Below are 19,536 nucleotides of genomic sequence, written 5' to 3'. Positions count from 1 at the left end.
CTTAGGCTCGACAAGTGACGATCTCCTATGACGAAGGCCTGCGCGACCGGATCCAGGCACACTTGGCCGCCCATGACCGGCGCACGGTCACCGACCCGACGAAGCGGCACGCGGCCGTCGCGGTGGTCTTGGTCGACTCGGAGCTCGGGGAGGACAGGGTCGATCCGGCGCCGCTGGACGACTGGATCGCCGCGGGCCCGGGGTTGGAGACCGACCTCGACGGCCGCATGGTCGATGTGTCCGGTGGCGCGGCTTTCCTGCTGTGCCGCAGGGCATCTCGCCTCGCTTCTCATGCGGCGCAGTGGGCGCTGCCCGGTGGCCGGGTCGATCCGGGTGAGACGGCCGTCGACGCGGCGCTGCGCGAATTGCGCGAGGAGGTCGGCATCGAACTGCGCGACGAGGCGGTGTTGGGTTTGCTCGACGATTACCCGACCCGGTCGGGCTACGTCATCACCCCGGTGGTGATCTGGGGAGGCGGACGGCTGGACCCGCGGCCCGCGCCCGCGGAGGTCCTGGCGGTGTACCGGGTGGGCCTGCACCAACTGCAGCGGGACGATTCGCCGAGGTTCATCAGCATTCCGGAGAGCCCACGACCGGTCGTACAGATCCCGCTGGGGAACGACCTCATCCATGCCCCGACCGGCGCCGTGCTCCTGCAGCTGCGGTGGCTGTGCCTGGAAGGCCGTGACGACCGGGTGGACGAGTTGGAACAGCCGGTGTTCGCCTGGAAATAGGCGCCGGTGCCTCTCGCCGGCGAACGGGTGATTCGGCCGATTCCCGAATGGGTATGTCTCTGTCGAGGTTGTGCAGCGAGTAATGGGGGACGAGATTCTGATGGCGGTGGAACGTGGACGGGCGCGGTGCCCGCGGTGCGCGGCGTGGGCCGAGTACCAATTTCTTGAACTCGCTGACCACAAACTCGAGTACGAAGTGCGATGCGGCGCTTGCGGTCACCTCCACTCCGAGGTGACGCCGGTGCACCCGGCGACCACCGCGGCCGCCTAGGACGGCCGAAACCGCTTAACTGACAAACTCTTTGGCCGCCAGCTGTGAAACGAGCGGTCGGCTCGGAATCAGCTCGCGGAGAATGGGCGCGACTTCGGACTGAAACAGCTCGAGGCTACGGCGCTGCAGGGCGGCCGTCACCCCGTCGGTGTCCGCACTGAGGTGCATCACTTCGTGTCCGAGCCGCTCGTGGTAGCGCCCCACCTTGTCGATCACTTGTTCCGGGCTACCTACCAACGCCGAGCTTCGCTCGACGAAATCTTCGATCGACTCGAATACCACCGGAATCCCGGCACGGCGCTGCGCCGCCAGGCGTGCCTCGAACATCGGACGGTATGTGGCCACCGCTTCCTGCGACGTCGGGGCGATGTAGAACCCCGCGGTTCCCGCCCCGACGAGGGCGTCCCCGGGCCGGTGACCGTAAGATTCCCAGCGCTGCCGGTAGTGGCGAACCAGGTCGGCGTAGGGCTCGATGGTGTTGCTGACATTGGCGGAGAAAATCGGGTCCCCGTGGCGGGCGGCGAGGTCGACCGAATCGGTACTCGTTGCGCTGCCGTGCCAGATTCGAATCCGGTGCTGAAGCGGCCGGGGCAGTGCCTTCGCATTGACGAGTGGCGGGCGGAAGCGGCCCGACCATGTCACGCGTTCGTTCTCCCACAGCAACCGGAACAGTTCGTAGCCTTCACGATTGCGGTCCCATTGATCGGCGGTGGTCACGTGGAACAGCTCGGCCTGAGCCGCACCGTTGCCCTTGCCGATGATCAGTTCGAGCCGGCCGCCGGAGAGGTTGTCGAGCGTCGAATAATCCTCGAACGCACGAACCGGATCGAGCAGACTCAACGTCGTCACCCCGGTGAACAGTCCGATCTTCGACGTGCGCGCCGCGATGTGGCTGAGCACCACCGGAGGGGAAGAGGAGATGAACGGGTCCTCGTGGCGCTCACCGACCGCGAAACCGTCGAAGCCCAGTTCTTCGGCGAGGGCTGCCTTGTCGAGCACATTGCGCAGCCGATCGGCGGGGCTCTTCTTCTCACCCGAAACGGGATCGGGCAGGTGGGTTATCAGCGTGATGAGTAGAAACTTCATCGAAATCCTCGGCGATCGGCCGTCCGAAATGTCTGTTCGTTCAGATGAACCGAGGGACTCCCGACTTGATTCCCGGCGCGTTACGCGGCGCGACGCTCGCGCCCGCTGATCAGGTAACGGCGGCGCGCAACTCCAGCAGAGGGTCGTCGGACGGCTCGACCCCTTTTGCCCCGCCGCATCGTTCGCGACGGGGCCGGTCAACCTGCTCTCGCCGGCCGCATTAATGAACTTCGGCAATCGTGAGATCCACAGGTGCATATGCGCAGCGAGATCTAAACGACTCCGATCAGCTTTCTGAATGCGGTGTGGGACTCTGGCCAGATTCCCATTTCGCCGCGAGGGATCTCCTGACTGGCGTGCCGGGTGCCAGGTCGAGCTGGAACGTCTCGCCGGCGCCCTCGAGCGTCACGACGAAGCGGCCGTCGGTGAAATCCTTGAACACCACCTTGTATGGCTGCTCGCCGGCACCGCGGTCGACGGCGATCACATCGCCGGGCGCGACGTCGTCGATTCGGTCGTTACCGGTTACTTCACTCATCTACGCGACGATAGCGGTCAATTAAGTTGCAACGCAACATTATTGAAGGTTAGCTCATTTGGTGAGCTGCACCAGGAAATCATGGCAGCGCTGCGCGCGCTTGGAATCCTCCGCCATGACATCCTCGAAGAACGAGGCCACGTCGTCGAGCCCCGCGTTCTTGGCATCGCGGACGTACTGTCCATAGTCGTGCCCGGCCTTCAACGAGTGGTACTGCACCGAAACAAGGTCGTACGTCACGTCGTCGAAGCCGGTTTCCCCCGTCGCCATTGCGCGCCTCCTTAAGGTCGTCGTCAGAATTGACGTCTGAGGCCTACCCGTGGGCCGCGGGCCTAAACCGATGGCCGGCGTAATTAGACGTTCGCGGTCCAAGAGCCCGTAACCACTGCCTTCGGGTGCTGTCACTCGACGGACGTGCAATATTTGTCTTCTGGTAACCGGCGGGCGGATTGTGTCTGCGAACCTTGACCGACGCTCCGGGATTGAGGAGTCGCCGCGAGGAAAAGAAAGGGCGACCATGACGGAACACTTGCGCGCTTACAACAGTCTTTGGCAGGTCCGTAGCGACTCGTGGTGCCGGTTGGAGGAGGCCGCCGATCGGCTCACCCGCCCGACCACCGAGGGCGCGCTGAAGACGAAGTGCATCAACACCTGCCAGGAATTGCTCACGCGGCTAAGCACTCTCGAGCCGTACTGGGCCTATCCGGGTTCGCCGCACTTCGCCCGGGTTCAGCGCCTGTTCGCCGCCGGCAGTTACGACAAATTCGCGCAGGCCCTGGTGCAGATCAACCGGGCGCTGACCACGGAGTCGTACCGTACGGGCGACGTGGAGAACGCCGGAAGCGACGACCTTGACATGTTCCCGTCCGATCCGCGACAGCTCGTCGAACATCAGCCGGCGACCCAGCGTGACCGTCCCTATTTCGAGGTGCTCGTCGTCGAGAAGATGACCGAAGACCAGGAGCGGGCGCTGCGCAACGAGGTCCGCAAATGGCGGCGCCCCGACGACGAATTCGTCTACGAGCTGGTGGTGGTGTCCAGCGGCGATGAGGCACTCATCGCGGCACGGCTCAACGTCAACCTGCAGGCGGTGGTGATCCGGCGGCGCTTCTCACACCAATCGACCCGGGACCTCTCGGCCCTGGCGGAGTTCGTCGATACCGGGGTGTCGCACGAGTTGGCGGACCACCAGTCGCCCGAGGAACGCGCGCAGATCCTCGCGATTTCCCTGGCGAAGTTGCGGCCCGAACTCGACCTCTACCTGATGACCGAGATCGAGGTGGAGGACATCGCGGGGCGGTTGGGCCAGTACTTCCGCCGGGTGTTCCACGCTCGGGAAGGCATGCTCGAGCTTCACCTATCGATCCTGCAGGGTGTGGCGGCGCGCTACCGCACCCCGTTCTTCAGCGCGCTCAAGCAGTACAGTCACCGGCCCACGGGCGTCTTCCACGCCCTGCCGATTTCGCAGGGCAAGTCGATCGTCAACTCGCACTGGATCCGGGACATGGTCGGCTTTTACGGCCTGGACGTGTTCATGGCCGAGACGTCGGCGACGTGTGGCGGTCTGGACTCCCTGCTCGAGCCGACCGGGCCGCTGCGCGAATCTCAGCAGCTCGCCGCCGAGGCCTACGGGTCGCGCCACACCTACTTCGTCACCAACGGAACCTCGACGGCGAACAAGATCGTCACGCAGGCGTTGGTGGCGCCCGGCGACATCGTGCTGCTCGACCGCAACTGCCACCAGTCCCATCACTACGGGATGATGCTCGCCGGCGCGAATGTCATTTACCTCGAGGCGTATCCGCTCAACGACTACTCCATGTACGGCGCGGTCCCGCTGCGTGAGATCAAGTCGAAGCTGCTCGCGCTCAAGCGCGCCGGTAAGCTCGACCGGGTCAAGATGATGTCGCTGACCAACTGCACCTTCGACGGGATCGTCTACGACGTCGAGCGGGTCATGGAGGAGTGCCTCGCGATCAAGCCCGATCTGGTTTTCCTGTGGGACGAGGCATGGTTCGCGTTCGCCCGCTTCCACCCCGTGTATCGGACCCGCACGGCCATGGCGGCGGCGCGGGCGCTACGGGAGCGGCTGACCGACCCCGAGTACAAGCGGCGCTTCGAGGAGGAGCTGGCAACCGAGGGCGCGCCCAGCGATGACGACCTGCTGGACCGCCGCCTGCTTCCCGACCCGGCACGGGCCCGGGTGCGGGTCTATGCGACCCAATCGACACACAAGACCCTGACCGCGCTGCGACAGGGATCGATGATCCACGTCTTCGATCAGGACTACGACCAGAAGGTGGCGGAACCGTTCCACGAGGCGTACATGGCGCATACCTCCACCTCGCCCAACTACCAGATCCTCGCATCGCTGGATCTCGGCCGCCGGCAGGTGGCGCTGGAGGGTGTCGAGCTGGTGCAGCGGCAGATCGAGAACGCGATGCAGCTGCGCGACGCGATCGACAACCATCCGCTGCTCAGCAAGTACATGCGCTGCCTGCGGACCTCCGATTTGATTCCCGAGGATTTCCGGCCGTCGGCCATCGAACAGCCCCTGCGCTCCGGTCTGCGCAACATGATGGCCGCCTGGGATCAGGACGAGTTCGTGCTCGATCCGTCCCGAATCACCTTATTCATCGGGCCCACCGGATACGACGGCGACACGTTCAAGCGCCAACAGTTGATGGACCGCTACGGAATTCAGATCAACAAGACGTCGCGCAACAGCGTGCTGTTCATGACCAACATCGGTACCACCCGCAGCTCGGTGGCCTTCCTGGTGGAAGTGCTCGTCAACATCGCCCGCGAGCTGGACCAGAACATCTCCGAGATGAGCCTCGGCGAGCGCGAACACTTCGCGCGGGCGGTCTATCGGCTCACCGAAATGTCTTTGCCCCTACCCGATTTCAGCGGCTTTCACCCGGCGTTCCTGGATCACAGCGGAAGCGAGGCCACGCCCGAGGGCGATGTCCGCCGGGCGTTCTACCTCTCCTACGACGACACCAATTGCGAATACCTCACCGGCGAGCAGATCGACGAACGCTTGGACGCGGGCGTCGACATCGTGTCGGCGACGTATGTGACGCCCTACCCGCCAGGGTTTCCGGTCCTAGTACCCGGTCAGGTGTTCAGCCGCGAGATTCTACAGTTCATGCGCGACCTCGACACACCCGAAATCCACGGCTACCTACCGAATTTCGGCTATCGCGTGTACACCGAGAAGGCCATCGAGATGGTCAGCGAGGCGGTCGGGCTGGCGCCCAACGGTCATCGCCCCTCGCGAGCCAAGGCCGCGCCGGCGGCGGCGAAGGCGCCGAAGAAGAAGTCGGCCAAGCACGGTCGGTCCAACGGCGACGGGAACGTCCCCGAGGTCGGCCATGAGGAACTGGTCGGTTCGCAGCACCCCGGCGACGCGGTCGCGGCCGACCCGCCGACGGCCGACGACGGCGATGTCCCCGAGGTTGGCGTGGACGAATTGATCGGCGGTCAGCAGCCCGGCGACGCGGTGCAGGCCGAGCACCGCTCCTAGGCGCGCGAGCCGGGTAGCCGATGCTCGATGATCGTCAGCGCGCGCTCACCCCAGCGAATGTTCTCCTTTTCGAACGAGATTCCGCGCAGCAGCGTCAAATAGGGACCCACCCGTTCGGCCTGGGCCAGGTATGCCGCCTCGCTACGTCCGTCGAGCATTCGGGTGCGCATGCGTTCGTAGCGCTGCAATTTGGCCTTCGCCCGTTCCACTCGTTCCACCATGAAGTCGCGCACGGCCCGCGCGTCACCGGCGTCGACGGCCATGACTTTGACCGCAAGCTCGTCGCGGATCACGGAGGGCTTCGGCGCGCGGGCGGTGAACTGCACGATCGCTTCGTAGCCGGCTTCGGTCAGCGAGAACATGCGCTTGTTGGGCCGGCGATCCTGATGCACGACCCGCGCCCGGATGAGACCCTGCTCGGCGAGCCGCTCGAGTTCTCGATACAGCTGCTGAGGGGTGGCCATCCAGAAGTTCGCCACCGAAGCGTCGAAGCCCTTGGCCAGGTCGTACCCGGAGGCTTCGCCGTCGAGGAGCGCGGCCAGCACCGCATCACGCAGGGACACGCCTGACAGTGTAACGATGTGAATAATCAACAAAGTGATTAATCGCACATCGACATACGGCCGGACAGGCTTTAGCGTCGAGCACGCCTATTCAACAAATTGACTATGCGAGGTGTCGCATGAGTGCTAAGCATCCCTTTCGCAAGGCGGTCGAGGAGCGCGACGAGGCGGCCATCCAGGCGATGCTGGCCGACACCGTGGTGTTCACCAGCCCGGTGGCGTTCAAGCCCTATGTCGGCAAGCCGATAACCGCCGCGATCCTGCGCGGTGTGCTGCGGGTCTTCGAGGACTTCCACTACGTCCGCGAAATCGCCGACGGCAACGGGCGTGACCACGCGCTGGTATTCGAGACCGGGATAGCGGGGGCGCCGGGAGTGAAGATCACCGGTTGCGACTTCCTGCACTTCAACGACGACGGGCTGATCGACGACTTCATGGTGATGGTCCGGCCGCTGTCGGGCGCGACGGCGCTATCCGAGGCGATGGCCGCGCAGTTCGATCGGATCCAGCAAGAGGCCGTCGAACTGGCCAACCAGTTCGCCACCGCGTCGGGGTAGGGATCATGCGGATCGGATTGGGAATCAACTACGCCGGCGGGTTCAAGGACGTCGCGGCCGAAGTGGCCGACCTGGAACGCGCCGGGTTGGACATCGTCTTTGTCCCCGAGGCGTATTCGTTCGACGCGGTCAGCGCGCTGGGCTACCTGGCGGCGAGCACCGAACGGGTTGGGCTGGCGTCGGGCATCCTGCAGCTCTACACGCGCACCCCCACACTGACCGCCATGACCGCCGCGGGTCTCGACTACGTCTCCGACGGCCGGTTCACGCTCGGCTTAGGCGCCTCCGGCCCCCAGGTGATCGAGGGCTTCCACGGCGTGCCCTACGACGCCCCGATCGCGCGCACCCGCGAAGTCATCGACATCTGCCGCCAGGTGTGGCGCCGCGAAACGCTGCAACACAGCGGCAAGCACTACACGATCCCGTTGCCCGCGGGCCAGGGCAGCGGACTCGGCAAACCGCTGAAGCTCATCAACAAGCCTGTCCGAGAGCGCATCCCGATCCTGGTTGCTGCGCTGGGGCCCAAGAACGTCGAGCTGGCCGCCGAAATCGCCGAGGGCTGGCAGCCGATCTTTTATCTGCCCGAGAAGGCGCGCGACGTGTGGGGGGAGGCGCTGGCCGCGGGTCAGGCCAAGCGCGACCCCGCGCTCGGGCCGCTCGACGTGTACGCCGGGCCGGTGCTGGCCATCGGCGAAAACGTCGAGCCCCTACGCGAATTCGTCAAACCGCACCTGGCGCTCTACATCGGGGGGATGGGCGCCAAGGGCAAGAACTTCTATCACACCCTGGCCACCAAGTACGGCTACGGCCCGCAAGCGGACCGCATCCAAGAGCTCTACCTGGCCGGCGACAAGGACGGCGCGGCCAAGGTGGTGCCCGACGAACTGGTGCGAGACGTCAACTTGATCGGTACGCGCGAATTCGTCAAGGAACGCCTCGCGGCGTACCGCGAGGCGGGCGTGACCACGCTGAACGTTGCGCCCATGGCGGGCACGCCGCAGGAGCGGATCAAGCTGATCGAGACGCTCCGCGAGCTGCTCTGACCGCCGGCGTCACGCCCTACCAAGGCCGCGCTTGCCATAGCATGTGTTTATCGCGCCGGCGGACCGTAGGAAGCAGCTGCAATGGACCTGGACCGAATCACCCACCCGCTGAGGCTGGCCCGAGGATCGCATCGGCCCGAATCGGGCAAAGGCTGTGCAATGAACGTGATTTCGTACATCAACGGCGACGAGCAGATCACCGACTTCCCGGCAACCTCGGCCCGGCCGCTGGCCTCCTTCGTCCAGTTGTGCAACGACCTGCTTGCCGGGCCCGACGGGTATCTCGCGCCGGATGACAGCATGTTGGTACTCGACTTGGCGTGGCTGACGGTTGGCACCGCCGACGTCGCCGGAACCGTCGTGCACCCATGGGTCGCGAAGCTGTTGGTCAGCCCCCCGTGGGGTGTCATTCGCTACGCCGAGAACGCGGCGGCGGCAGGAGCGATCACTGACATCGCAGAACTGCATCGCCGGCTCGCCCCCGGCGAGATGCCGCCGATCGCCGAGTGGGATGGCGCCGCCCGCGCCGCGCGCGCGATCGGTACCACGCCGGTGACCGCCGAAAGGTATGCCGTCCGGACCGCCGCTCAATCGACGGCACTCGTCGAGACCGACGACTGGGACACGCTGGATGCCGTGACCGGCAATGCCCTCAAAGCGCATCGATTGGCAAACGCGGACGCTGGAGCGGCCCGCGTCGTGGAGATCACGCGCCACGCCATTCGCTCGTGGCGGCGTTTGGCGGGGCTGAGCGTCGTCGGCGAGCGACCCAAAATCGTTGCGGCATAAGGCATCCGACCGCAGAATCAACTCTGGCGGTGGGCAGCGCGTCGCAGCCGCACCGCGCGTGTCACCGCTGTCACCAACGCCAGCACGGACATGACGGCCAAGATCGTCGTCGAGACCGTGGATCCGGCGGTGGTGAGTATCAGCGGCAGGCCGAAGCCGACGTAGGTCACCACGTAGAAGACTCCGACCAGCGCGCCGCGCAGCCGCTGCGGTGCGGCGGCTTCCAGATCGATCAAACCCTCGCGCAGGCATAGGCCCGACGCACACCCAAGGATCAAGAACAGCGGCACGGCCAGCGCCACCGACATGGTCGGCGGGGCCAGCGCGGTCGCCGCGTAGCCGAGCGCGGCCAGAACGGCGCCGGCGGTGCCGGCGTGCGGTCCCCAGCGAACCACCCGGGCGAGCAGTTGAATCAGTCCGCTGACGCCGTTGACTATCAGCGTGGCGGTCCCCGCGGCCATCGGGGCCGCGAGCCCGGTATGCAGGCGGCTGGGGATGGCGATGAATCCCAAAGTCGCCGAGGCGAACACCCACGGCGCGAGCGGCATGGCCCAGCTCAGGGCCCACGCGGTTCCCCGCCGCGCCGCGGTCGAGGGCTCCCAGGCGCGCGCGGCAACCGTCGCCGTCTCGTCCGATCTCCGCACCGCCAGGATCGAGAAAATCATCGCCGCCACGACGAGGGCCGCGGCCAGCCCGAACGACACCCGAATGCCCAGCTGGTCGGCCCGCGCGATCACGCCCGCGGCGAACGGCCCGACGGCGAACCCGGCGAGCAACACCGCGCCCGCGGTGGCCGCGCCGGCGGGACCCCTCAGATCGGACGCCCATGCGGTGCAGGAGCTCATCAGGAGACCCACCCCGAGCCCGACGACCAAACGTCCCGCCAGCAAGACGTCGGATTGTTGCGAGAACAGCATGGCCAGCGTGCCCACCAGAGCGGTCGTCGAGCCTGCCAACGCCACGGACTGGCGCCCAAGCGCGTCCGAGGCGCGCCCGCCGAAAAGCAGGCCGGGCAACAACCCGAGCGCGTAGATCCCGAATATGGCGTCGAGCCGGGCCGCGCCGAGGTGCTGGTGGTCGCTGATCGACGGCATCAACGCAACGAAGTGGTTGGCGACCCATCCCGTCGACAGCAGCAGGGCCAGCACGCTGGCGAACACGGTTCGGCTCGAGCCTGACTCGAGGCCCGCGTCGCGCTCGCCCGCCGTCGCCAACGTCGACGCGTTCGACGGGCTCACTGCTTGGTCCTCCCTGGGCTTTGCAACGAACGAATAGACGTAGCGACTTACCAAGGTATTCCCGCGTCGGCGCAAGCAAACACAACGTCCGTCGGCGCAAACCGCAGTGAGTTTGAAATCAGCCGGTTTGGTGAACAGACAGCTCAGACCGGACCTAGGAGGGCAAATGATCAAGCAAACCGCGGCGGCCACGATCGCGCTGGTTGCGCTGCTGTCCGGCGCGTGCTCGGCCTCCCAGATCGTCAACACCGGCGGCGACACGAAATGCAAGGACTTCACCGGACAGGACGAAAAGAAGCAGAGCGATGAGGTCAGCAAGATGCTCAAGGACAAGAACGGGTCCGATCCGACCAACGCGGAGATCACGGCGACCCGGCTGTCCGCGCTGACGTACTGCCAAACGTTGGGCAAGCCGGACACGAAGATCTCCGAGGCTCCACACGGTTGACCGGGCTAGCCGCGGCCGGGTTTGAATCACGAACGATCCAAACCTGGTGACGGCCGACGCCGATTCCTAGGCTGCGCGGGTGACGTCGAGCAACCCCGCGCCGGCGCGTGTGTCCCTGCGCGGTGTCAACCGAACGTTCGGCAAGCGCGCCGTGCTGGACGACGTCGACGTCGAGATCGAGCCGGGCGAGGTGGTCGCGTTGCTCGGATCGTCCGGGAGCGGCAAGTCGACGCTGTTGCGGCTCATCGCCGGCCTGGACCGTCCGACGGGCGGGCGGATCGAGATCGACGGCATTCCGGTTCGCGGGATCGATCCGCGCTGCGCCATGGTCTTTCAGGAACCTCGACTGCTGCCATGGCGAAACCTGGCGGACAACGTGGCCTTCGGCCTGCCCCGCGGCACCACCCGGTCGAAAGGGCCGGCCGTGGTGCAGCATTGGCTCGACGTGGTCGGGCTGCGTGAATTCGGCAACCATTATCCGCGGCAGGTGTCCGGCGGTATGGCCCAACGCGCGGGGCTCGCACGCGCCCTGGCCCGGCGACCCAGCGTGCTGCTCCTCGACGAGCCGTTGGCGGCCCTCGACGCTTTGACTCGGCTCCGGATGCAGGACCTGCTCGACACGGTGCAGCAGGAGGCGGGCACGACCACGCTCCTGGTGACACACGACGTCGACGAGGCAGTGATCCTGGCCGACCGCGTGCTGATCCTGCGCGCCGATGACCGCGCCGAAACCCGAGGCGTCGCAACTATTGCCGCGACCTTCAGCATCACCATCCCCAAGCCGCGCGACCGTGGCGACCCGCGCATCGTCGGGCTGCGCGATCGGTTGTTGGACGAACTCGGCGTGCGCCGGCACGGCGCTGCCGGCGATGAGGAGGCAAAAGCAGAATGAAGGCCCGTTATCTGGCGGCGGTTTCGGTTTTCGCGGTGGCCGCCGCCGTGTCCGCCTGCGGTTCGAAAGCGGGTCCGACGGCTTCGAAGGACATCCGACTGGACTACGCCTATTACAACCCCCTGAGTCTGGTGGTGCGGGACCAGCACCTGCTCGAGGGCCGGGGTTACAACGTCACCTGGGTTCTTTCGGCGGGCAGCAACAAGGCCAACGAGGGGCTCCGCTCACAAGCGCTGGACTTCGGGTCGACCGCAGGTTCGGCCGCATTGGTCGCGCGGGCCAACGGCACACCGATCAAGATCATCGACGTCTACAGCAAGCCGGAGTGGACGGCCCTGGTTGTCCCGAAGAACTCCCCGATCAACTCGGTGGCCGACTTGAAGGGCAAGAAGATCGCGGTTACCAAGGGGACCGATCCGTACTTCTTCCTGTTGCAATCGCTTGCGACGGCGGGGCTTTCGCCTGCCGACGTGGAGATCATCAATCTGCAGCATGCCGACGGTAAGACCGCCCTGGAGCGCGGCGACGTGGATGCCTGGTCAGGACTGGACCCGTTCATGGCCCAGACCGTCCAGCAACAAGGCTCGCGGTTGCTGTACCGCAACCCGGATTTCAATTCCTACGGCGTGCTGAACGCCCGCGAGGACTTCATCACCGCCCATCCGGATCTCGTCCAATCCGTGGTCAATAGCTATGAGGAGGCCCGGAAATGGGCGAAGGCGCATCCCGACGAGTTGGCGGCGTTGCTGGCCTCGCAGGCGAAGGTGACACAGAGCGTGGCCCAGGAGGAGTTGCAGCGAACGGCATTGGACATCCAACCCGCGCCGGGCGATCCTCAGCGCGCGGTCCTGACCAACATCTTGCCGATCGCCGTGGCGGACTCGGACATCAAATCCGACGAAGCCGGGCGCGGCGCCTTGAACACGATCATCGACCCGAAGTACGCCCAGCACGCATCCTGAGGTTGCGCGCCGCACCGGTGGCGGGGCTCGTCGTTCCGCTGCTGCTGCTGGCGACCTGGCAACTGGTCACTGCCGCGGGACTTTTCTCGGCCAGTCAGTTGCCGCCCCCCGGCGATGTGGTGGCCGCCCTCGGCGGGCTGCTCCGCCACGGTGAACTGTGGACCCACCTGCAAGCCAGCCTGTTACGGGTGGCGCTCGGCTACCTGGCCGGCGCGGCGGCCGCGCTCGCGCTCGGTTCCCTGATCGGTCTGTCGGGTGCCGCGCGCAGCCTGCTGGCGCCCACGGTGGCGGCGCTTCGCACGGTGCCCTCGTTGGCGTGGGTACCGTTGCTGCTCTTGTGGTTTGGGATCGACGAGACGCCGAAGGTGTTGCTCGTCGCCATCGGTGCGTTCTTTCCCGTCTACACGACGACGGCGTCGGCACTTACGCACGTCGACCCGCAGCTTCTTGAGGTGGGCCGCGCCTACGGTCGGCACGGCGCCGCGTTGCTGACGACGGTGATGCTGCCGGCGGCGGCCCCGGGCCTGGTGAACGGGTTGCGATTGGGCCTGGCGAATGCGTGGCTGTTTCTGGTGGCGGCGGAGCTGATCGCCTCGTCGAAGGGGCTCGGTTTCCTGCTCATCGACAGCCAGAACACCGGGCGCACGGATGTGATGCTGCTGGCGATCGTGCTGCTCGCCGGATTGGGCAAACTCAGTGACGCCGCGTTGGGCACGCTCGAGCGCCGAATGGTGAGGCGGCGCACTTAGCCCAGGATGAGCTCGCTCGGCGGCTCTTCGTTCAGCACGGCATAGGCCAGCAATTCGCCGAGCAGCGGCCCGAACTTCATCAGGTTGCTGCCGACGAACGCGACGACGCGACCCCGCCGGGCTACCGTCCAGCCATCGCCACCCGAGTCCAGCCACGCTGCGCGAGCCGTGACGCAGTCCACCCGGCCCACCGGCGACAGGGACGGAAACAGCGCGCGCACTGTCGCGGGGTCGGGCACCTCCTGCCCGAACGCCCAGCGCCCCGTGCTGCCCAGCGGCAACCCGTATCCCTCGGGCGCGGAAAGGCATGCGGCGCCGGCCGCTTCGGCGCCCTCGTAGGTGAATCGGGTGTGTGGGGCGAATTCGATGCCCAGCGGTCCGAACAGGGCCGGCGTCTCGACACCCGCGCAGATGAGCACGCGGTCCGCGTGCACGACGGTGCCGTCCGAGAGCGTCGTCGCGCCGTCGTCGTCAACCGACACGACCTGGCCGCGCTCGATGGCGGCGCGTCGTGCCAAGGCATCGAGCGCGCGGCGGATGCGCAGGCTCCCGCCCTGCGGATCGAACACTCCGGTTTCCCATGGCGCGGCCAAAAACGGTATTCGCGCGGTGATTTCGGACCGGTCAAGCCGAAAGTAAGCGGCGCCGGCATCGTCCATCGCGGCCGCGATGTCCGGGCCGGCGTCGGCGGCGATGAAGCCCTCCGCGCCAAGGAGGCGTCCGGCGCCGAACTCGGTCTCCCAGCGCTGCCAGCCGTCGCGGGCCCGCATGGCGAGCCTGCACAACACGGGGCGCCGATGGGCGATGCGGAAGATGCGCGCCAGTCCCGCGGATTGTTCCGCGAACGGCGCACCGCGCTCGAACACGACCGGGTGTTCCCCGCGCCGGGACAGCTCGTAGGCGGCCGCCAGCCCACAGATGCCCGCGCCGACGATGACGATCATCGCTAGAAGTAAAACCCGGCGTGCGGGGCGTCGGGCACCGCGAACAGCCGATCGGCAACGGCGAGCGCTTGCGGGTCATCGGCGCGGGCCAGCCCGGCCGTGGCCAGGCCGCGCCACGTCGCGCCCCCGAGCAGCGCGGCACCGAGCGCTTCGATTCCGGTGTGCAACCGGGCCGGTCGGTCCGTCGGCTCCGCGCCCGCGGCGGTGACGGTGAAGCTGGCCGAATTCTCCGGCAACAGGGGGTCGTCTACTGCGATGGTGACCTCCCCATCCCCGATATATCCCCGCGCCGCCAACGCCTTTCGCGCGTCGACGACGCGCAGCCACGTCTCGTCGTGCACCGCGGTAACCCGCGCGGCTCGCCGATCTACAAGCAGCCAGGGCAGCGGAGCATCGGCGGGCAGCATCCAGAACACCACCCGGTCGATGAGATCGAGCCCGAGCAGGAAACGCAGCAACCCGACGTAGGCCTGCATCGTCGGCGCGAAGAAGTCCTCGACCGCGATGGTGCGCTGGTCGCTGACGAACCATGCGTCGGTGTCGACGGGGCGGTAGCGAGCGAATCCGGACTCCGATCCCGGTTCGCCGTGCACCGCGACATACGAAGCGCCCGGCGCGGATTCGGCGCGCATCCGCAGGCTGCGCCACCACACCGCCGGGCGGTCAATGGTTCCCGGGCGGGACGGCCGATTCTCGGCGTAGATCCGGGGCAGGAGGTCCCAGGATTCGCCCACCTCCACCAGCCGCACCGGACCGCCGGCCGCCACCCCTGGGCGCAGCGCGGCCCGTGCGGTCTGAACCTCGACCGTCTGCGACGAACTCGCTACACCGTAGCCGTACCGCTCGTAGATCGTCGCCTCCGAGGCGCGCAGCGTCGCGACCGCTTCGCCCCGCGCGGCGATGTCGCGCAGCTGATGATGTATCAGGTCGGTGGCGATGCCTTTTCGGGTGAACGACGGCAGCACCCCGATGTGGGTCACGGCGGCGTGGCCCACGATCGCGCCGCCGGGAAGCGTCAGTCCGCTCGTCACCGCGTCGGCGGTGCCGACGAGTTGCCCCGAAACGAAAGCGCCGATCGTGCGGCCGGGTTCCACCAGCTCGGTGATCTGGCCGGGCGCCAGGTTCGCCAGCGGGGGAAATCCCACCATGGCGGCGCGAAACACGTTCGCCGCGGCGATGAGATCGTCCTCGCCCTCGAGGATGCGAATGTCGGTGCTCATGTCGCCATAATGTCTCGTGCCGTCGGCGGCAGTGCCCGCACCTCCCTCGGGCGCGAGTTGAGTGCGGCCAGAACCCAGCTTGCCCTCCGCTCGGCAGGAACCTAGCGTCGACGGCAGATGACTCCTCGATTCTTCTGGTTCTTGCCCACCACCGGTGACAGCCGTTCGATTGTCGGCGGATCGCACGCATCGTCGAACCGCGCCATTGGCTGTGTCGGATATATCAGAGCGTATTGGCGGCACCGACCGGTTTCGGGTCACATGATCACACATCGTCATCACGGGTATCGACGCAATTGCCGGCGCGCGTGTTTGTCAGTGTGTTCTGAGACGCTGATTTTTGATGACGCGGCACACCACATTCCGGTTCTGTCTCGACCCGACGGTCGAGCAGAGTGAGGTGCTGGCTCGTCATGGCGGGGCGTCGCGGTTCGCGTTCAACCAGTGTCTACGCATGGTGAAAACTGCGCTCACCCGCCACAAAACAGATCCGTGCGTTGATGTCCCGTGGACGGGGTTTGATCTGATTAACACATTCAACGCGTGGAAGAAGACCCAAGACGCCGGCCGGGTCTTTACCGTCGATAGTGACGGCGCCGCTGACGTGGTGGTGACGGGCTTGTCGTGGCGGCGTGAGGTCTGCCAGCAGGTGTTCGAGGAAGCCGCTGTTGACCTGGGCAGGGGCCTCAAAGCGTGGTCGGATTCCCGCTGCGGCAAGCGAGCGGGTCGTCGTGTCGGCTTCCCGCGGTTTAAAAAGAAGACCGGCGCCATCGCGTCGTTTCGGTTGCGCAACAAGCACCCCATCGGCAAACCCGCCGCGATCCGTATCGGAGATAACACGCGGCCTCGATCGGTCACGCTGCCGGGTATCGGGCAGGTCGCAGTGCATGACGACACTCGCCGGCTGCGGCGTCTACTGGCCAAACACCGAGCGAGGATCTGTTTTGCGACGATCAGCTACCACGGGGGCCGATGGTGGTGCGCGGTGAATGTCGAGGCCGCCGACTTGCACCCACTGCAGCGGCACCCGGCTCACACCGACGACGCCGGCGGCTGGGTGGGTGTGGACCGCGGCCTGTCAGCGTTCGTGGTCGGCGCCACCGCCGACGGCACAGAAGTTGCCCGCATCAGCGATGCGCCGAAAGCCTTGGCCGTCGGGATCAAACAGCAACGACGGCTATCGAAGTCGTTGTCACGCAAGAAGAAAGGTTCACGCAACCGCAAAGAATCCGCCGCCCGATTGGGCCGCCATCACCATCGTGTCGCCAATGTTCGGCGGCATTTCCTGCACCGGGTATCGGGCGAGCTGGTCAAGACCCACGACCGGATCGTCATCGAAAACCTCAACGTGGCAGGCATGCTGGCCAATCACCGTCTGGCTCGCGCGATCTGCGATGCGGGATGGGCCGAGTTCGCCCGCCTGCTCAAATACAAGCAGGCGTGGCGCGGCGGGGAGCTGATCGAAGCTGACCGCTGGTATCCCTCGACCCGCCGATGCCCCCAGTGCGGGGTGGTCAACAAAGCGATGACGCTGGCCGATCGAGTGTTCACCTGCGCGTGCGGGCATACCGCCGACAGGGATACCAACGCCGCGGTGAATCTGGCCCACTGGGGCCGCACCAACCACGATGACCTTCATCGAACCCCGGACCCCCAAGCAGGAGGCCGGGCCACCAATGCCCGCCGACGAGACGGCTCTGGCCAACACCCTCGTGTTGGTGAAACCAGCTCGGATGACGCGGGAACCGACGTTCACACCGCGCCAGCGGCCTGAACTAACGGACGCCCGAGAAGGGCGGTGCCGAACACTCAACCAAGAGTTCCTCGACACGCTTTAACGGATTTGCAGGCCGGTCACCGCTCGCGAAATGACCAGGCGCTGAATCTCGCTCGTTCCCTCGAAGATGGTGAAGATCTTCGCGTCGCGGTGCATTCGCTCCACCGGGTAGTCGCGGGTGTACCCGTTGCCGCCCAGAATCTGGATGGCCTCGTCGGTGACGTAGACCGCGGTCTCGCTGGCCACCAGCTTGGCCATCGAGCCCTCCGCCGAGTCGAAGCTCTGGTTGTTGCGGGCCATCCAGCCGGCCCGCCACACCAGCATCCGCGCCGCGTCGATGCGGCTCTTCATGTCTGCCAGTTTGAACGCGATCGCCTGGAACTCGCCGATCTTGCGGCCGAACTGCTCGCGCTGGCAGGCGTATTCGAGGGCGTATTCATAGGCGGCCCGGGCCACCCCGACGGCCATCGCGCCGACCGTGGGCCTGGTGCGCTCGAAGGTCTTCATCGCGGCCTGCCCGCGCGACGAGGCGCCGGACTTGACCCGGGCGATGCGCTCCTCGAACTTCTCCCGTCCGCCCAGAATCGCGTCCTGGGGCAGCCGGACGTTGTCCAGCACCACTTCGGCGGTATGCGAGGCGCGGATCCCGTGCTTTTTGAATTTCTGCCCCTGCGACAGGCCGTGGGTGTCCGGCGGGATGACGAACGTGGCCTGGCCGCGGGTGCCGAGCTCGGGATAGACCGAGGCCACCACGATGTGGACATTGGCGATGCCGCCGTTGGTCGCCCACGTCTTGGTGCCGTTGAGCACCCATTCGCCGGCGGCCTCGTCGTAGCGCGCGCGGGTGCGGATGGCGCCGACGTCCGAGCCCGCGTCGGGCTCCGAGGAGCAGAACGCGCCGAGTTTGGGTTCGTCGGGCGTGCCGAACATCTCGGGAAGCCAGCGACCCAGCTGTTCCGGAGTTCCGTTGCCCGCCAACGCCGCCGCGGCCAGACCGGTGCCCAGGATGGACAGCGCGATGCCGGCGTCACCCCAGAACATCTCCTCGAACGTGGTGAGGAAGCCCAGTCCGCTCGGCTCGGCCGCCTGCTGGGCGAAGAAGTCGGGGGAGTACAGGCCGACCTTCGCGGCCTCCTGGATCACGGGCCACGGGGTTTCCTCCCGCTCGTCCCATTCCGATGCGGCGGGGCGGATCACTTCGGCCGCAAACTTGTGCACCCAATCGCGCACCTCGATCACGTCGTCGCTCAATTGCAGTGAGAATGTCACGGGTTGGCTCCTGAAATAGGTTGGTGGATTTCAGCTTTCCGGCTTTTCCGGCTTGCGATATTGCTTGAGGACGCTGAGCGTCTGGTTCACCCACGCCTCGATGTAGCGGTCCTCGGCGATATTGCCGGGCAGGCGCCCGGTCAGCGACTGCAACGTCGCGGCGTAGGACAACGACCCGATCGCCACGGCCGCGGTCGCCGCGGGATCGGGTATCTCGGTGCGGCCCGATCGATTCAACGTGGCCAGTTCGTCGGCGAACCGCTGGTAGGCGTTGTCGGTGATGACCTGCCAGGTCTTCTCGCCGAGATCGCCGAGCTCGTCGGGTTCGCGCAGCATGACCTTGAGCAAGTCCTCGCTCTTCTTGAGGTTGCTCCAGATCAACTGGCCCGCCGTTCGCACCGCCTGCTCGACGCTGGCGGGCTCTCCGGCGTCGTACTGCTCCCGGGCGGCCACGATGCTGTCGATTCGGTGCGCGACGGCGGCCTCGAGCAGCTCCCGCTTGGAGCCGAAGTGCTTGTAGAGCGCGCCCGACCCCGGCGCCAGGCCGGACGCCCGTTGGATGTCGGCCACCGACGTGGCGGCGTAACCCTTGTCGGCGAAAAGCCGCAGCGCCTCGCCCAGCAGTCGGTCGCGCCCCGAAGGTTGCATAGGTGAGAGAGTACTCACTCACCTATGCCGTGGCCATATCTGTGTTGCGAAGTTCACATCTCGCGCCGGGGGAAGTCGCCGGCGACGAAATGGGCCCGCGGGAACATTTGCATTCGATAAGCGCCGGGCCCGTCGGGTTGCCCGGCTCCCAACACCCCAATTACCTTTCACGACAGGGGCCGGGAAATTCGCATCCGAATGACGACACCGCGAGTCATGTAAACCGCTAAGCCCCAACGTATTACGCAGGCGTCGGCGCCGAAGAGCGCGACGCACAAG

19 protein-coding genes are annotated in these 19,536 nt (G+C 66.3%); 10 read left to right on the top strand and 9 right to left on the bottom strand.

Going from position 1 to position 19,536, the window contains the following annotated elements:
* The first annotated feature begins 14 nt into the window (after window positions 1-14).
* Entirely contained in the window at window positions 15-734 is a 720-nt protein-coding gene (locus AC5Y4S_RS17590) for an NUDIX hydrolase (RefSeq protein WP_500033941.1), read from the top strand.
* Window positions 735-1,020: 286 nt separating this feature from the next.
* On the opposite strand, the gene AC5Y4S_RS17585 is transcribed toward AC5Y4S_RS17590, so the two are convergent.
* The 3 genes from AC5Y4S_RS17585 to AC5Y4S_RS17575 form a co-directional block, all read right to left on the bottom strand.
* Complete coding sequence (locus AC5Y4S_RS17585; RefSeq protein WP_500034055.1) at window positions 1,021-2,091, bottom strand: LLM class flavin-dependent oxidoreductase; 1,071 nt, start codon at window positions 2,089-2,091, stop codon at window positions 1,021-1,023.
* A gap of 286 nt (window positions 2,092-2,377) precedes the next feature.
* On the bottom strand, window positions 2,378-2,629 hold the full coding sequence (locus AC5Y4S_RS17580) for a hypothetical protein (protein WP_500033940.1): 252 nt from the start codon (window positions 2,627-2,629) through the stop codon (window positions 2,378-2,380).
* A 54-nt stretch (window positions 2,630-2,683) separates the two neighbouring features.
* Window positions 2,684-2,899 (bottom strand): acyl carrier protein, encoded by a 216-nt coding sequence (locus AC5Y4S_RS17575; protein WP_066935553.1) that lies wholly within the window; start codon window positions 2,897-2,899, stop codon window positions 2,684-2,686.
* A 247-nt stretch (window positions 2,900-3,146) separates the two neighbouring features.
* Between AC5Y4S_RS17575 and AC5Y4S_RS17570 the strand changes: the two genes are divergently transcribed.
* Window positions 3,147-6,158, top strand: coding sequence for an aminotransferase class I/II-fold pyridoxal phosphate-dependent enzyme (locus tag AC5Y4S_RS17570; RefSeq protein WP_500033939.1), 3,012 nt, complete (start codon window positions 3,147-3,149; stop codon window positions 6,156-6,158).
* Here the strand turns inward: AC5Y4S_RS17570 and AC5Y4S_RS17565 are convergent.
* A complete protein-coding gene (locus tag AC5Y4S_RS17565) occupies window positions 6,155-6,721 on the bottom strand; it encodes a PadR family transcriptional regulator (protein ID WP_500033938.1) in 567 nt (188 codons plus the stop codon). The genes AC5Y4S_RS17570 and AC5Y4S_RS17565 overlap by 4 nt on opposite strands.
* A gap of 119 nt (window positions 6,722-6,840) precedes the next feature.
* Here AC5Y4S_RS17565 and AC5Y4S_RS17560 point away from each other — a divergent pair, with 119 nt between their 5' ends.
* The 3 genes from AC5Y4S_RS17560 (at window position 6,841) to AC5Y4S_RS17550 (ending at window position 9,110) form a co-directional block, all read left to right on the top strand.
* Entirely contained in the window at window positions 6,841-7,278 is a 438-nt protein-coding gene (locus AC5Y4S_RS17560; protein WP_500033937.1) for a nuclear transport factor 2 family protein, read from the top strand.
* A gap of 5 nt (window positions 7,279-7,283) precedes the next feature.
* Window positions 7,284-8,321: an LLM class F420-dependent oxidoreductase gene (locus AC5Y4S_RS17555; protein ID WP_500033936.1), complete on the top strand. Its 1,038-nt coding sequence runs from the start codon at window positions 7,284-7,286 to the stop codon at window positions 8,319-8,321.
* Between the two features lie 159 nt (window positions 8,322-8,480).
* Entirely contained in the window at window positions 8,481-9,110 is a 630-nt protein-coding gene (locus AC5Y4S_RS17550; protein ID WP_500033935.1) for a hypothetical protein, read from the top strand.
* Between the two features lie 17 nt (window positions 9,111-9,127).
* Here AC5Y4S_RS17550 and AC5Y4S_RS17545 read toward each other — a convergent pair whose 3' ends face one another.
* Window positions 9,128-10,324 carry an MFS transporter gene (locus AC5Y4S_RS17545; RefSeq protein ID WP_500034054.1) on the bottom strand — a complete coding sequence of 399 codons (1,197 nt, stop codon included), beginning with the start codon at window positions 10,322-10,324 and terminating at the stop codon, window positions 9,128-9,130.
* A 190-nt stretch (window positions 10,325-10,514) separates the two neighbouring features.
* On the opposite strand from AC5Y4S_RS17545, the gene AC5Y4S_RS17540 reads away from it, so the two are divergent.
* The 4 genes from AC5Y4S_RS17540 to AC5Y4S_RS17525 all read left to right on the top strand — a co-directional run bounded on the left by AC5Y4S_RS17540 (window position 10,515) and on the right by AC5Y4S_RS17525 (window position 13,399).
* The gene (locus AC5Y4S_RS17540; protein ID WP_500033934.1) at window positions 10,515-10,796 is read left to right on the top strand and encodes a hypothetical protein; all 282 of its coding nucleotides are present in this window, start codon (window positions 10,515-10,517) and stop codon (window positions 10,794-10,796) included.
* A 109-nt stretch (window positions 10,797-10,905) separates the two neighbouring features.
* The gene (locus tag AC5Y4S_RS17535; RefSeq protein WP_500034053.1) at window positions 10,906-11,688 is read left to right on the top strand and encodes an ABC transporter ATP-binding protein; all 783 of its coding nucleotides are present in this window, start codon (window positions 10,906-10,908) and stop codon (window positions 11,686-11,688) included.
* Window positions 11,685-12,650 carry an aliphatic sulfonate ABC transporter substrate-binding protein gene (locus tag AC5Y4S_RS17530; protein ID WP_500033933.1) on the top strand — a complete coding sequence of 322 codons (966 nt, stop codon included), beginning with the start codon at window positions 11,685-11,687 and terminating at the stop codon, window positions 12,648-12,650. The genes AC5Y4S_RS17535 and AC5Y4S_RS17530 overlap by 4 nt, the downstream gene beginning before the upstream one ends.
* A 38-nt stretch (window positions 12,651-12,688) precedes the next feature.
* Window positions 12,689-13,399 carry an ABC transporter permease gene (locus AC5Y4S_RS17525; RefSeq protein WP_500034052.1) on the top strand — a complete coding sequence of 237 codons (711 nt, stop codon included), beginning with the start codon at window positions 12,689-12,691 and terminating at the stop codon, window positions 13,397-13,399.
* Here AC5Y4S_RS17525 and AC5Y4S_RS17520 read toward each other — a convergent pair.
* Together AC5Y4S_RS17520 and AC5Y4S_RS17515 are read right to left on the bottom strand one after the other, a co-directional pair.
* The gene (locus tag AC5Y4S_RS17520; protein WP_500033932.1) at window positions 13,396-14,343 is read right to left on the bottom strand and encodes an NAD(P)/FAD-dependent oxidoreductase; all 948 of its coding nucleotides are present in this window, start codon (window positions 14,341-14,343) and stop codon (window positions 13,396-13,398) included. The genes AC5Y4S_RS17525 and AC5Y4S_RS17520 overlap by 4 nt on opposite strands.
* 2 nt (window positions 14,344-14,345) lie before the next feature.
* Complete coding sequence (locus AC5Y4S_RS17515) at window positions 14,346-15,563, bottom strand: GNAT family N-acetyltransferase (protein ID WP_500033931.1); 1,218 nt, start codon at window positions 15,561-15,563, stop codon at window positions 14,346-14,348.
* A 343-nt stretch (window positions 15,564-15,906) separates the two neighbouring features.
* Here AC5Y4S_RS17515 and AC5Y4S_RS17510 point away from each other — a divergent pair, with 343 nt between their 5' ends.
* Entirely contained in the window at window positions 15,907-17,337 is a 1,431-nt protein-coding gene (locus tag AC5Y4S_RS17510; RefSeq protein WP_500033930.1) for an RNA-guided endonuclease InsQ/TnpB family protein, read from the top strand.
* A gap of 60 nt (window positions 17,338-17,397) precedes the next feature.
* Here the strand turns inward: AC5Y4S_RS17510 and AC5Y4S_RS17505 are convergent, their stop codons facing one another.
* Both AC5Y4S_RS17505 and AC5Y4S_RS17500 read right to left on the bottom strand, forming a co-directional pair.
* Window positions 17,398-18,609 (bottom strand): acyl-CoA dehydrogenase family protein, encoded by a 1,212-nt coding sequence (locus tag AC5Y4S_RS17505; RefSeq protein ID WP_500033929.1) that lies wholly within the window; start codon window positions 18,607-18,609, stop codon window positions 17,398-17,400.
* A 30-nt stretch (window positions 18,610-18,639) separates the two neighbouring features.
* Window positions 18,640-19,257: a TetR/AcrR family transcriptional regulator gene (locus AC5Y4S_RS17500; protein ID WP_500033928.1), complete on the bottom strand. Its 618-nt coding sequence runs from the start codon at window positions 19,255-19,257 to the stop codon at window positions 18,640-18,642.
* Between the last annotated feature and the right edge of the window lie 279 nt (window positions 19,258-19,536).

It is taken from the genome of Mycobacterium sp. NGS64 (assembly GCF_059812245.1).
Note: the sequence above shows the minus strand (reverse complement) of the source record. Positions and strands in the feature narration are given on the sequence as shown.

Excerpts from the sequence above, each read along its gene's own strand:
- AC5Y4S_RS17585 (WP_500034055.1), bottom strand. The coding sequence starts at position 2,091 with ATGAAGTTTCTACTCATCACGCTGATAACCCACCTGCCCGATCCCGTT.
- AC5Y4S_RS17580 (WP_500033940.1), bottom strand. The coding sequence starts at position 2,629 with ATGAGTGAAGTAACCGGTAACGACCGAATCGACGACGTCGCGCCCGGC.
- AC5Y4S_RS17575 (WP_066935553.1), bottom strand. The coding sequence starts at position 2,899 with ATGGCGACGGGGGAAACCGGCTTCGACGACGTGACGTACGACCTTGTT.
- AC5Y4S_RS17570 (WP_500033939.1), top strand. The coding sequence starts at position 3,147 with ATGACGGAACACTTGCGCGCTTACAACAGTCTTTGGCAGGTCCGTAGC.
- AC5Y4S_RS17560 (WP_500033937.1), top strand. The coding sequence starts at position 6,841 with ATGAGTGCTAAGCATCCCTTTCGCAAGGCGGTCGAGGAGCGCGACGAG.
- AC5Y4S_RS17555 (WP_500033936.1), top strand. The coding sequence starts at position 7,284 with ATGCGGATCGGATTGGGAATCAACTACGCCGGCGGGTTCAAGGACGTC.
- AC5Y4S_RS17550 (WP_500033935.1), top strand. The coding sequence starts at position 8,481 with ATGAACGTGATTTCGTACATCAACGGCGACGAGCAGATCACCGACTTC.
- AC5Y4S_RS17540 (WP_500033934.1), top strand. The coding sequence starts at position 10,515 with ATGATCAAGCAAACCGCGGCGGCCACGATCGCGCTGGTTGCGCTGCTG.
- AC5Y4S_RS17530 (WP_500033933.1), top strand. The coding sequence starts at position 11,685 with ATGAAGGCCCGTTATCTGGCGGCGGTTTCGGTTTTCGCGGTGGCCGCC.
- AC5Y4S_RS17520 (WP_500033932.1), bottom strand. The coding sequence starts at position 14,343 with ATGATCGTCATCGTCGGCGCGGGCATCTGTGGGCTGGCGGCCGCCTAC.
- AC5Y4S_RS17515 (WP_500033931.1), bottom strand. The coding sequence starts at position 15,563 with ATGAGCACCGACATTCGCATCCTCGAGGGCGAGGACGATCTCATCGCC.
- AC5Y4S_RS17510 (WP_500033930.1), top strand. The coding sequence starts at position 15,907 with ATGACGCGGCACACCACATTCCGGTTCTGTCTCGACCCGACGGTCGAG.
- AC5Y4S_RS17500 (WP_500033928.1), bottom strand. The coding sequence starts at position 19,257 with ATGCAACCTTCGGGGCGCGACCGACTGCTGGGCGAGGCGCTGCGGCTT.